Origin of the sequence: Ruminococcus sp. OA3 (genome assembly GCF_022440845.1) — a bacterium.
Lineage (GTDB): Bacteria > Bacillota > Clostridia > Lachnospirales > Lachnospiraceae > Ruminococcus_G.
This window is the reverse complement of record NZ_JAKNTO010000001.1, coordinates 2459036-2471343: the sequence shown is the minus strand read 5'-3', so window position 1 is coordinate 2471343 and position 12308 is coordinate 2459036. Positions and strand designations below refer to the sequence as shown.

The 12308-nt window shown below is 47.0% G+C and carries 12 protein-coding genes and 1 other RNA gene; all 13 read right to left on the bottom strand.

Going from position 1 to position 12308, the window contains the following annotated elements; translation table 11 throughout:
- Window positions 1–339 precede the first annotated feature (339 nt).
- Window positions 340–591, bottom strand: a complete 252-nt coding sequence (locus tag MCG98_RS11060; protein ID WP_240302033.1) for a hypothetical protein — start codon at window positions 589–591, stop codon at window positions 340–342.
- 249 nt (window positions 592–840) lie between these two features.
- Window positions 841–1182: a transfer-messenger RNA gene (gene ssrA, locus MCG98_RS11055) on the bottom strand.
- 71 nt (window positions 1183–1253) lie between these two features.
- On the bottom strand, window positions 1254–1724 hold the full coding sequence (gene smpB / locus MCG98_RS11050; protein ID WP_240302032.1) for an SsrA-binding protein SmpB: 471 nt from the start codon (window positions 1722–1724) through the stop codon (window positions 1254–1256).
- Entirely contained in the window at window positions 1687–3894 is a 2208-nt protein-coding gene (gene rnr / locus MCG98_RS11045) for a ribonuclease R (protein WP_240302031.1), read from the bottom strand. Before rnr ends, smpB begins: the two co-directional genes overlap by 38 nt.
- 48 nt (window positions 3895–3942) lie before the next feature.
- Window positions 3943–4179: a preprotein translocase subunit SecG gene (gene secG / locus MCG98_RS11040; RefSeq protein ID WP_028528873.1), complete on the bottom strand. Its 237-nt coding sequence runs from the start codon at window positions 4177–4179 to the stop codon at window positions 3943–3945.
- A 103-nt stretch (window positions 4180–4282) separates the two neighbouring features.
- Window positions 4283–5599 (bottom strand): phosphopyruvate hydratase, encoded by a 1317-nt coding sequence (gene eno / locus MCG98_RS11035; protein WP_240302030.1) that lies wholly within the window; start codon window positions 5597–5599, stop codon window positions 4283–4285.
- A 52-nt stretch (window positions 5600–5651) separates the two neighbouring features.
- Window positions 5652–6809, bottom strand: a complete 1158-nt coding sequence (locus MCG98_RS11030) for a cyclopropane-fatty-acyl-phospholipid synthase family protein (protein WP_240302029.1) — start codon at window positions 6807–6809, stop codon at window positions 5652–5654.
- A gap of 99 nt (window positions 6810–6908) precedes the next feature.
- Window positions 6909–8453 carry a 2,3-bisphosphoglycerate-independent phosphoglycerate mutase gene (gpmI, locus tag MCG98_RS11025; protein ID WP_240302028.1) on the bottom strand — a complete coding sequence of 515 codons (1545 nt, stop codon included), beginning with the start codon at window positions 8451–8453 and terminating at the stop codon, window positions 6909–6911.
- A gap of 29 nt (window positions 8454–8482) precedes the next feature.
- Window positions 8483–9223: an amino acid ABC transporter ATP-binding protein gene (locus MCG98_RS11020; RefSeq protein WP_028528869.1), complete on the bottom strand. Its 741-nt coding sequence runs from the start codon at window positions 9221–9223 to the stop codon at window positions 8483–8485.
- Window positions 9213–9905 carry an amino acid ABC transporter permease gene (locus tag MCG98_RS11015; RefSeq protein ID WP_028528868.1) on the bottom strand — a complete coding sequence of 231 codons (693 nt, stop codon included), beginning with the start codon at window positions 9903–9905 and terminating at the stop codon, window positions 9213–9215. The genes MCG98_RS11020 and MCG98_RS11015 overlap by 11 nt, the downstream gene beginning before the upstream one ends.
- Window positions 9906–9990: 85 nt before the next feature.
- Window positions 9991–10785 (bottom strand): transporter substrate-binding domain-containing protein, encoded by a 795-nt coding sequence (locus MCG98_RS11010; RefSeq protein ID WP_240302027.1) that lies wholly within the window; start codon window positions 10783–10785, stop codon window positions 9991–9993.
- A gap of 113 nt (window positions 10786–10898) precedes the next feature.
- The gene (phoU, locus tag MCG98_RS11005; RefSeq protein WP_240302026.1) at window positions 10899–11552 is read right to left on the bottom strand and encodes a phosphate signaling complex protein PhoU; all 654 of its coding nucleotides are present in this window, start codon (window positions 11550–11552) and stop codon (window positions 10899–10901) included.
- Between the two features lies 1 nt (window position 11553).
- Window positions 11554–12303, bottom strand: coding sequence for a phosphate ABC transporter ATP-binding protein PstB (pstB, locus tag MCG98_RS11000; protein ID WP_240302025.1), 750 nt, complete (start codon window positions 12301–12303; stop codon window positions 11554–11556).
- Window positions 12304–12308: the final 5 nt, after the last annotated feature.

Below are 12308 nucleotides of genomic sequence, written 5' to 3'. Positions count from 1 at the left end.
ACCAGCAGCTGGTTTTTGGTTACTTTTATTATATGAAATCTGTACATTTATTTAAATGATATACATTGTTAACAATCTTATGGTATTTTGCTGTGCAGACTTCTTTGTACTATATTTTTTATGTAGTTTGGTACTGGAGGTTAAACAGTTATTTATATATTTTGTTATTTTTTTTGTGTTTTTTTGCGTTTCTTTCCGCGAGCTGCGCATTGATGCACAAAGTGCATTTTATTACACAGGAGATTCCGGAGGAGTTTCCTGTGTAATAAAATAAAATCGGCGGTCAGTCCGACCACCGATTAAAAACTCAATAAACTTCTACATAATCCTTTGTATTCTTTAAACCATTTGTTCAACCCGTTCTTTTAATTTTCTCACTTCGTTTTCCAGGCTGTTCACCCGAATTATTAATAATTCCTTTTCATTCTCCACTTTCAAGGCATCGTCTAATTTCCTGCTAAGATCAAGATGTCCTTCTGCTATCAGCTTTATGTTGCGGTTTGTCTCATTTTCAAGTGTGAGCTGTACAGATTTTATTTCCTGCTTCAGTCCTCCTATTGCATCCATTATCACTCTCGTTTCTTCTGTCATTCAATACCCTCCCGATATGATTGTAATCACGCTCCAAAGCTTTTAGCATCTTCCCCATGTGTCATATCTTCTTTAATTGTAATTGTTCAGGACGGGGCATCTTCTGCTTGATGTAGCTTTCTGCACCAATTCCCACGCCGTCCTGAACTGTTACCTTTAATTAACAGGTTACACTAATAGAAAAAAGATTTCAACCTGATTTTGTAAATACATGTAAAAGGGCTGCTGCACGAAAGTGCAGCAGCCCTTTTATGGAGTAGACGAGAGTCGAACTCGTGTCCGAAAGCCTATCCCATGTACTTCTACTATCATAGTCTGTTCTTTGACATTCCCTCTGCCACCCGGAAACAGACACCCTGATGGTTTTGGTAGCTTCATATTACGCCTACAGGCTCAAAGCTTTGCCCGCATCGTTTCTCACAAGATCGGCGCCAGATTCCTCATGTGTGAGTGCACAAGGGCTGACGAGCAGCAACTAGGCTGCTAACGCTACGTTTTCGTCTGCGTTTAAATTTAAGTTTTGCGATTTGACGCATCGCGTACGGATAGCTTCTCCATCTTCAAGACCCCCGTCGAAACCGGTACTACCCCGAATGTTTTACCGGCTGCAGACGTGATTTATCATATATAATATACCACTGAGTTTACATAAAGTCAATGCCCTAAGAAAGATTTTTCACTTTAAAATCACGCTCTGCTTCCCGCCTCTGATCCTTTTTCGCAATATCCTGGCGTTTGTCATACATTTTTTTACCTTTTGCAAGACCGATCTGCACTTTCACCAGACTGCCTTTGAAATAGACCTGCAGCGGTACCAGTGTATATCCTTTTTCCGCAATCTGTCCCTGCAGTTTATGAATTTCTGAACGATGCATCAGAAGTTTTTTCACACGCAGCGGGTCTTTATTGAAAATATTGCCTTTTTCATATGGACTGACATGCATTCCATAGATAAAAAGTTCGCCGTTCTCAATCTTTAAAAATGATTCTTTGATACTGCACTTCCCCATGCGCAGAGATTTGACCTCCGTTCCGTGCAGGGAAATGCCCGCCTCATATTTCTCCTCGATGAAATAATCGTGGTATGCTTTTTTATTATTTGCAATCAGACGATTGCCTGTTTCCTTCCCCATGTTTTCTTTCCATTCCTTCTGCCAATCTAAAATCTACTGTCTTTGTTACAACATCCGCATCCTCTACGACGACGTGTACAGCCTGTCCCAGGCGGTATATTTTTTTGGAAGCTTCACCGATCAGCTGATGCGCCGCCTCATCATAAATATAATAATCATCCCACATGGAATTCATAGAGACAAGTCCCTCGATCGTATTGTCGAGTTCCACGTAAATTCCCCATCCGGTGACACCGGATATGACACCCTCAAAAGTCTCTCCGATTTGACTGCTCATATATTCCGCCTTTTTGAGTTTGATCGTCTCACGCTCCACCTCTTCCGCACGCCGTTCCAGCATACTTGATTTTGAAGCCACGTCATCCAGCAAAAGCTCATAATGATGCGTCCGCTCCTGTCCCATTCTGCCCCGGATCACATCCTTGATGATCCGATGGATCTGCAGATCCGGATAACGCCTGATCGGTGACGTAAAGTGACAATAATGCTCTGCTGCCAGTCCAAAATGTCCGGCATCATCCACAGAATAGCATGCCTGCTTCATCGAACGAAGCAGCAGCCTGCTGACCATGGGTTCCAGCGGCATTCCATCAATACTTTTCAGGATTTTCTGAACTTCTTTGGGGCTGACGGTATGCTTTGCTTTCTGGACTGGTATCTGATTTGCCCGAAGGAAGGCAAGCACCCCTTCCATCCGGTCTGCATCCGGTTCCTCATGGATCCGGTACACAAACGGCAGTTCCCTGTCATGATATTCTGAAGCCACTGTCTCATTTGCAAGGAGCATAAAATCTTCGATGATTTTAGTCGCCGTATTGTGCTCATACGCCTTCACAGCGACAGGATGGCCTTTCTCATCAAGCAGCACCTTGCTCTCCGGGAAATCAAAGTCGATGGATCCCCTTTTTTCTCTTCTGGCGCGAAGCAGTTTCGAGAGCTCTTCCATACAGAAAAACATCGGCACAAAATCCTGATACTCTTCCTGCTGCTCTTTATCTCCTTCCAGTATCTGCTGAACTGCTGTATAAGTCATTCTGCGGTCCACTTTGATCACAGTTTCAGCAATCTCATGACTCTTCAGCTTTCCTTTCTCGTTCAGGGACATGAGACAGCTGAGTGCCAGCCTGTCCTCTCCCTGGTTCAAAGAACAGATGCCATTGGACAGCTCTCTGGGCAGCATCGGTATCACACGGTCCACAAGATATACGCTGGTTCCCCGTTTCAATGCTTCCCTGTCTAACGCACTGTTTTCCTGCACATAATTCGTCACATCCGCTATGTGTACGCCCAGCTCGTAACCTTCTTCTGTCTTTGTCAGGGTAATGGCATCATCCAGATCCTTTGCGTCTTCGCCATCGATTGTCACACACATCAGATGACGCAGATCTTTTCTTCCGGAAAAGTCACCGTCCTGTAATATCGGCAAAATCCTGCCAGCCTGCTGCAGCACTCTGGCCGGAAACTCCATGGGCAGCCCATAGCTTCTGGCAACCGAGAGTACATCGATCCCCGGATCGGTGCTTTTCCCTAATACTTCTTTTATGCGACCTTCCGGACTTTTATTCCTGCTTCCGTAACTGGTGATCACCGCAACAACTTTATCACCATCCTGAGCGTTCATCCCGTGCTCCTGAGGTATAAAGATATCCTGCTGTACTTTCGCATTGTCAGCAACGACAAAACCGTAATGCCTGCTTTTCTCAAACGTGCCGACAACTTCTGTGATACCGTGCTCCAAAACGCGCAGAACCTGCCCTTCACGTCTCTTTCCATTTATATTTTCAGAAATCTGAATTTCCACTTTATCCTGATGGAACGCTCCGTTTACATTATTTTCCGGAATATAGATGTCTTCCTGGTCCTTATCCTCCGGCTCGACAAACCCATAACCTCTTGAATGTCCAATAAAAACACCTGTTGCCAGATTGCTTTTCTTATCCTGCTTCGGCCCATACTTCCGTTCCTTTGCCTTGCGATATTTTCCCTGCTTGCTGACGGCGATCTTGCCGTCCTCCACCAGTGCATCCAGTACTGCGGATAATTCCTTCCTGAGCGGTTTGGGAATCTGCAGTAAAGATGCAATTTCTTTCGCGCGCATGGGCTGATATTCTTTGGAACTTATCAACTCACAAATCAATTTTTTTCTCTTCTTTAATTCTTTTTTATTCACGTTTCCTCCGACTAAAAAACACTCTTGTATAAAACAAGAGTGTCCTTTTTAAAATTTCATGTTTAATACAATTGACAGTACGATAAACAGAACCGCCATGATCTTTGTCGCCCTCACGAGCGCACCTTCCATGGAACGTCCCTTATTCTGGCCCCAGTAAGTGTCTGCCATACCGGAAATCGCGCCAAGACCCTGGCTCTTTCCCTCCTGCATCAGAACTACCACCGATAAGCCTATACAATCAATTACAAATAATATTGTAAGAATGATTCTTAAAATATCCACTTCTACACCTCCTGCAGTCAACTGGAATTATTTTACCACAGGAATGAGGGGAATTCAACACATATTTACAATTCTTTATAATTAGGATACGATGTTTCCTATATTATAAGAAGGGGTTCTGGTATTCCGCTATTTTTCCAAGGTACTCTTCGATCCTCAGCAGCTGGTTATACTTTGCATTGCGGTCAGTCCTGCACGGTGCCCCTGTTTTGATCTGCCCTGCTCTCGTCGCCACTGCGAGATCAGCGATAAAGCTGTCTTCTGTCTCGCCGGAGCGGTGTGAGATTACCGCGCGGTACCCCGCCTGCTGCGCGGTGACGACAGCATCCATCGCCTCAGAGAGCGTTCCGATTTGATTGACCTTCACAAGAATCGCATTTGCAACTTCCAGCTTGATACCGCATCCAAGGCGTTTGCTGCAAGTCACAAAAAGGTCATCCCCGACAAGCTGTATCCTGCCTCCAAGCCGGTCCGTCATTTTCTTCCAGCCATCCCAGTCATCTTCATACAGTCCATCTTCGATTGATAGGATCGGATACAGATCCATCAACTCCTCATAATACTGGATCATCTCATCGGAGTCCCTGGTAATTTCTTCATTGTGCGTACAGCTCTCACCCGGAAAACTGTAAACACCCCGCTCTTCATCATACAGTTCGCTTGCAGCCGCATCAATAGCGATCCCGACTTCTTCACCCGGCTCATATCCCGCTTCTTTTATGGCATCCACGATCAGTTCCAGCGCATCTGCAGAGCTTTTCAGATCCGGTGCAAATCCGCCTTCATCTCCGACAGCAGTGGAAAGTCCGCGATCTTTCAGCAGCCGTTTTAAAGCATGATAGATCTCGCTTCCCATGGAGAGTGCTTCATGAAAGCTGCACGCCTTTACAGGCACGATCATGAACTCCTGAAGGTCTACTGTGTTATCCGCATGTTTTCCTCCGTTTAGAATATTCATCATCGGAACCGGCATCCTTCTCGTATATACGCCGCCCAGATACTGATACAGTGGAAGCCTGAGGGCTGCTGCTGCGGCTCTGGCCACAGCCATGGAGACACCGAGTACAGCATTTGCGCCCAGGCTGCTCTTATTCTCTGTTCCGTCAGTCTCGATCAGAAGATGATCAATATACGCCTGATTCAGGGCATTCTCTCCCAGAATCGCCTCTGCGATCCGCCCGTTGACGTTATCCACCGCTTTTTGTACACCCAATCCGCAGTAACGCTCTTCTCCGTCACGCAATTCCAGTGCCTCAAATTTGCCGGTAGATGCGCCTGACGGAACCAGCGCTCTTCCTGTATATCCATCGATTCCCACGATGCCTTCTCCTACCGTAACATCCACCTCAACGGTTGGATTGCCTCTGGAATCCAGAACTTCTCTTGCGTAAATCCGTCGAATCGGTAAATAGCGATACATGAAATAACCTCCTACATATTGATGCAGCTAGTATTGCCTGTGCCGCGTATTTTTATACGATGCGCGTCATCGGAAGATCGTTGCTGACCCCTTTTGACATCAGAATCTGGTGCAGATCGATAATACCATTATGAAAGGTCGCCGCACAGGAGGACAGATACAGTTCCCACATTCTGGTAAACTCTTCGCCCTTCATCTTTATGACCTCATCTCTGCATTTCAGAAAATTTTCCCGCCAGCACAGCAGCGTTTTGTTATAATGCCGGCGCAGGCTCTCCACGTCAAGTGTATAAAAATTAAAATCCGGCAGAATATTGATAATTTCACGCAAACTTGGGATTGTTCCTCCCGGAAAGATATATTTTCGGATCCATGCATCTCCCGGATACTCTTTCTGTGCACTGATATAGTGCAGCAAAAACAGGCCGCCCGGTTTCAATACCGCATCCACATTTTCCATAAAAGCTTCGTAATGACCGCGTCCTACATGTTCCAGCATACCGACACTCACCGCCCGGTCAAACTGCTTTCCGGATTTTTTCAGATCGCGGTAATCCATCAGTTCGACCTGCAGAAAATCCGTAAGCCCATCACGTTCAATATCTTCCTGAAATTTATCGTGCTGCTCCTGGCTTAACGTGATTCCGAAGCCTTTAACTTTATACTTTTTTGCCGCTTCTCTCAAAAGAAATCCCCATCCGCAGCCAATATCGAGAAGTGTCATGCCTTCTTCAAGATGCAGCTTTTCCAGTATATGATGTACTTTATTGAGCTGTGCTTCATACAGAGTGTCAGATTCGTGTTTAAAATACGCACACGAGTAGCTCATGGACTCATCCAGCCAGAGCCTGTAAAAATCATTTCCAATATCATAATGTGAAGATACTTCTTCCTTCTGGTTCTTCCTGCCCAGAGAGGTAAACAACAGTTTTTTCAGCATCTGATGATTGGTCGTAAATTTTCCCATCTGCCCCATGAAACTGTCCAGTACATGATACAGGTCTTTATCCACCTCCAGTGTTCCTTTTGTATACGCGTCACCCAGTGCAAGTGACGTACTTGTCAGCAGTTCTTTCCTGCTGATGTCTTCCTTCAGAGTCACCGTAAACTCCGGTTCTCCGTCTCCGAATACCTGACTTTCATCCGGCGTCTGGAGTTTAAAAGTTACAGGTACAATGTTTTCAAGATACTGCCCAAAAAACTGATTCATATTACTTCCTCCTGCTACAATGTCATATCCTGTCATCTTTTGCCGTAGAGAAAAGGAGACTACCGCTCTGGCAATCCCCTTCGATTCTTATCTTTCGTATCAGTTGTTTTTTGTCAACAGGCTTTTTCCTGTCATTTCTTCCGGCTGTACCATCCCCATCAGCTCAATCAGTGTCGGTGCAATGTCAGCCAGGCAGCCGCCCTCACGCAATCCGTAAGCCGGGTCTGCATTCACGAGTATAAACGGAACCGGATTTACCGTATGCGCGGTAAATGGCTCACCCGTCTCATAGTCCACCAGCTGCTCGGCATTGCCGTGGTCTGCACAGATAAACATCTGTCCGTTTACCTCTTTCACCGCATCCACCGCACGTCCTACGCATGCATCCACCGCTTCCACCGCCTTGATCGCAGCATCCTCCACTCCGGTATGTCCAACCATATCCGGATTCGCAAAGTTAATGATGATCACATCATACTTCCCGGATCTGATCGCTTCCACCAGACGGTCGCACACCTCATATGCGCTCATCTCCGGCTGCATATCATACGTCGGAACCTTCGGCGATTTTACCAGAATACGCTCTTCTCCCTCATTCGGCTCTTCGATGCCTCCGTTAAAGAAAAAGGTCACATGCGCGTATTTTTCGGTCTCCGCAATCCTCGCCTGTGTCATATGGTTTGCTGCCAGATACTGACCAAATGTATTCTCTATTCTTACCTTATGGAATGCGACCAGTTTATTCTGAATCGTGTCATCATAATCCGTGAAGCAGACATACATAAGATCCAGTCTGCCGCCCCTGTCGAATCCTGCAAACTCATCATCACAGAAGGCTCTTGTAATCTCCCTTGCACGGTCCGGACGGAAATTGAAGAACACTACCGAATCACCGTCTCTGATTACCGTCACCGGCTGCCCGTCTCTCTCCATCACCGTCGGAAGCACGAATTCATCTGTTTTTCCGTCATCATAGGACGCCTGTACAGCCTCGGCCGCATCGGTTCCCTTCACACCCTCGCCTCTCGTCAGCGCGCGGTATGCGAGCTCTACCCGATCCCAGCGATTGTCACGGTCCATCGCATAATAACGTCCCGATACGACTCCGATCTCCCCGACCCCGATTTCTTTCATCTTCTGCTGCAGTTCCTCAATATATCCTTTCCCGGATGACGGGGGAGTATCCCTCCCATCGAGAAAACAATGTACAAAAACTTTGTTCAGGCCTTCTTTTTTTGCCATTTCGAGCAGACCGTACAGATGTGTATTATGGCTGTGTACACCGCCGTCCGACAACAGTCCCATGAAGTGAATCGCTGAGCCGCGTTCCTTCGCATTTTTGACTGCCGCAAGAAGTGCTTCATTCTTAAAGAAATCACCGTCCTCTATCTCCTTGGTGATCCTCGTCAGTTCCTGGTAGACAATGCGTCCGGCACCCATATTCAAATGCCCGACTTCCGAATTTCCCATCTGCCCGTCCGGCAGGCCGACCGCAAGACCGCTTGCGTTTCCCCGGACAAACGGGCACTGACTCATCAGCTGATCCATCACCGGTGTCCTGGCCTCGCAGACAGCATTCGCCTCACACCTGTCATTCAGCCCGTAGCCATCCAGTATCATTAACACAGTAGGTTGTTTTTTCATAAATAATTCGCTCCTTTTTAACTGCTGTCCTATAGTACCTTTGAAAGGAAATCCTTCAGGCGCGGATTCTGCGGATGATCGAAAAATTCATGCGGAGAATTTTCCTCTTTTATCTTTCCTTCATCGATAAACATCACGCGGTTCGCAACCTCGCGGGCAAATCCCATCTCGTGTGTCACGACAACCATCGTCATCCCCTCTTTGGCAAGCTCCTGCATGATCGCCAGTACTTCTCCGACCATCTCCGGGTCCAGCGCCGATGTCGGCTCATCAAACAGCATCACATCCGGATTCATCGCCAGTGCACGCGCAATGGCAATCCTTTGTTTCTGTCCGCCGGACAGCATCGCCGGATATGCATCTGCCTTTTCCGGAAGACCGACGCGCTGCAGAAGTGTATCCGCTTTCCCGGAAGCCTCCTGCACACTCATCACTCCCAGTTTTACCGGCGCCAGCATGATATTTTCCTTGATGGTCTTGTGCGGAAACAGATTGAACTGCTGAAACACCATGCCTATTTTCTGTCTGATTTTATTAATATCTACCGATGCATCTGTAATATCCGTGCCTTCGAAATAAATGCTCCCGCCGGTCGGTATCTCCAGCAGGTTCAGTGACCGCAGGAACGTGGATTTCCCGCATCCCGAAGGACCGATGATCGCGACCACCTCACCCTGGTCGATATCGGTCGAGATCTTATCGAGTACCAGATGATCACCGAATGCCTTGCTCAACTCTTTTACTTCAATCAGTACATTTTTATCGCTCATTCGTTCTCAGCCTCGCTTCCAGTTTATTCACTCCGGCCGTCAGCACCATGACAAGCACGAGATAGATTGCCGCCACCGCCAGGAGCGGCAAAAGCGGCGCATATGTCACACTTCTGATAATATCCCCCGCCCTGGTCAGATCCATCATACCGATATATCCGCTGATGGAAGTCTCCTTGATCAGTACGATAAATTCATTTGCCAGAGCCGGCAGCACGTTTTTAAATGCCTGCGGCATGATAATGAGCATCATGGTACTCCTGTAATCCAGTCCCAGACTTCGCCCCGCTTCAAACTGTCCGGCATCCACCGACATAATGCCGGAACGGACGATCTCTGCCACATACGCGGCGGAGTTCAAACCAAATCCGATCGCACCGACGATGATTTTATTGATATCAACCGACGCAAAGATCACATAATACAGAATCATCAGCTGTACGACAACCGGCGTTCCGCGGATCACCGTCAGATAAACCCTGCAGATGGCGTTTAAAAATTTCATGGAGCCCGTCTTATCGTGCGTCGAACGCACGACTGCGATCAGAAAACCAAGCACAATCCCGATCAGCACCGCGAACACTGTAATCAACAGCGTGTATCCAAGCCCCTTTACAAGGAACATCCACCGGTCTTCCTCGATAAAATTCTGATAAAACTGTTCAACAAAAGTATCCCACATAACACTTCTCCTATCTCATCTGTCGCGACAACGTACAAGAACAGGACTGTCGCTAAAAAGTAACAGCCCTGTTAATACAGTCTAACTATTTTCTTACGATAATAACCTGTGTTGCCGTTGTGTAAGAATCCGTGAAATCAACATTTTTCAGACGGTCTTCTGTCACTGTCATCCCGGCCACACCGATATCGGCTTTTCCGGACTGTACGGCAGTGATGATGGAATCGAATTCCATGTCCTCAACTTTCAGTTCCATGCCAAGTTTGTCTGCGATTGCCTGCGCCATATCGACATCCAGTCCGACAATGGTGTTATTCTCGTAGTATTCATACGGTTCGAAAGCTGCATTGGTCGCCATTACCAGTTTTCCGTTGGAGCGGTCTGTGTCTGCCGGAGATTCATACGGAGATTTTCCCTTTGTGTCATCGCCGATGTAATTGCTGGCGATAGAATCCAGAGTCCCGTCCTCTTTCAGTTCCGCCAGTGCAGCATTGATCTTGTCTTTCAGCTCTGTGTTGTCTTTTTTCAGCGCAATCGCATATTCTTCCAACTCAAACGGATCGTCCAGAATCTTCAGATCATCATTTTTCTCCACGAACGCCTTTGCCGGCTGAGCATCGATGATCACACAGTCGAGTTTCCCCTGTTTCACAGACTGGACGGCATCCATTCCCTTGCTGAACCTTTCGACCTGCGTTCCCTCGTTTTCCTCCGCAAAGTCACTGGCGTAGATGTCACCCGTTGTGCCAAGCTGAACCCCGATCTTCTTGCCTGCAAGATCATCCACTGAATTTACCGTGTTCTCTTTTTTAGAACCGCCGCACGCTGCAAGTGACAAGGCCATCACGGCAGTTAATGCCAATACCAATATCTTTTTCATTACTTATCCTCCTGATTTCGCTGTAATCTGTTAACTATTATAGCAGTTCTTTCACAAATATCAACAAAAACAGAAGTTTTGTTACGTTTTTGGTGAATTTTACTAAGCCTTATCTATGCCTCTTTGCCGTTTCTGTGCTTGCCAAGAATGGAAAATTCGACCCACTCCGCAATATTGGTGGCGTGATCTCCGATCCGTTCATAGTATTTTGCTATCATTAAAAAATCCAGAATTCTGTCGTTGTCATCGCCAGTGCTCCCCAGATGGTTTACCAGACTCTCTCTGACTTTCACAAACAGCTCATCCACAACATCATCCGACTGGATAACTTCCTGTGCTTTTTCCAGATTCTGCTCCACATATGCCTCAATACTCCTGGATACCATTCCCATCGTCGCCTCTGCCATCTTTCCCAGAAGTTCGCCGTCGTCGGCCTCAAGGATAGTTCCTGTCTCCACAATCTCCGCGATGTCGAGTGCCTGGTCTCCGATACGCTCCATATCGGTGATCATTTTCAGCGCGGCGGATACCTTTCTCAGGTCCGTAGCCACAGGCTGCTGTTTGAGCAGCAGTTTCATACAGAGCGTCTCAATATCACGCTCTTTCTGGTTCATCTGATCCTCCTGCACCACAATCGACTTGATGACCTCACGGTCACCCTTGCTTAAAAGCTGGTATGTCTCCGATATCACGATCTGGCACAGGCCGCCCATTTCCTTAAGTTCCTGATGCAGCTGCTTCAGCTGCAGATCAAAATATTTGCGCATATTATCCAAACCTCCCTGTAATATAATCCTCTGTCCTCTTATCCTGCGGTGACGCGAACAGAGCATCTGTATCATTGTATTCCACAACTTCACCAAGGAGAAAGAATGCTGTTTTGTCCGAGATACGGGCGGCCTGCTGCATATTATGCGTTACCATGATAATCGTATAATTCTGCTTCAGATCAACCGCAAGGTCTTCAATCTTTGAAGTGGAGATGGGGTCAAGCGCGGAGGTCGGCTCATCCATCAGAAGAACTTCCGGCTGCACGGCAAGTGCACGGGCGATGCAAAGACGCTGCTGCTGCCCGCCGGACAATCCAAGCGCACTCTTTTTCAGGCGGTCCTTCACCTCATCCCAGATAGCTGCTCCCTGCAGAGACTGTTCCACGATCTCATCCAGTTTCGCTTTTGCATGGATACCGTGCGTTCTCGGTCCATATGCGACATTATCATAAATACTCATCGGAAATGGGTTGGGTTTCTGAAACACCATGCCGACACGTTTTCGCAGGAGGTTGACATCCATATTCCCATAGATGTCCTCTCCGTCCAGTTTGATATCACCAGTGATTTTACACCCGCCAACAAGGTCATTCATTCTGTTCAGAGATTTTAAAAGCGTGGACTTTCCACAGCCGGAAGGTCCGATAAATGCTGTGATCTGTTTTTCCGGAAGGTGCAGGTTCACATCTTTGAGGGCATGAAAATCCCCGTAGTACAGATTCATATTTTCTATCGATATTTTATCCATTTCGT

Coding starts and splice junctions, on each gene's coding strand:
- MCG98_RS11060 (WP_240302033.1), bottom strand. CDS start 591: ATGACAGAAGAAACGAGAGTGATAATGGATGCAATAGGAGGACTGAAG.
- smpB (WP_240302032.1), bottom strand. CDS start 1,724: ATGGGGAAGGAAACAGGCAATCGTCTGATTGCAAATAATAAAAAAGCA.
- eno (WP_240302030.1), bottom strand. CDS start 5,599: ATGTATCGCTATTTACCGATTCGACGGATTTACGCAAGAGAAGTTCTG.
- MCG98_RS11030 (WP_240302029.1), bottom strand. CDS start 6,809: ATGAATCAGTTTTTTGGGCAGTATCTTGAAAACATTGTACCTGTAACT.
- gpmI (WP_240302028.1), bottom strand. CDS start 8,453: ATGAAAAAACAACCTACTGTGTTAATGATACTGGATGGCTACGGGCTG.
- MCG98_RS11020 (WP_028528869.1), bottom strand. CDS start 9,223: ATGAGCGATAAAAATGTACTGATTGAAGTAAAAGAGTTGAGCAAGGCA.
- MCG98_RS11015 (WP_028528868.1), bottom strand. CDS start 9,905: ATGTGGGATACTTTTGTTGAACAGTTTTATCAGAATTTTATCGAGGAA.
- MCG98_RS11010 (WP_240302027.1), bottom strand. CDS start 10,785: ATGAAAAAGATATTGGTATTGGCATTAACTGCCGTGATGGCCTTGTCA.
- phoU (WP_240302026.1), bottom strand. CDS start 11,552: ATGCGCAAATATTTTGATCTGCAGCTGAAGCAGCTGCATCAGGAACTT.
- pstB (WP_240302025.1), bottom strand. CDS start 12,303: ATGGATAAAATATCGATAGAAAATATGAATCTGTACTACGGGGATTTT.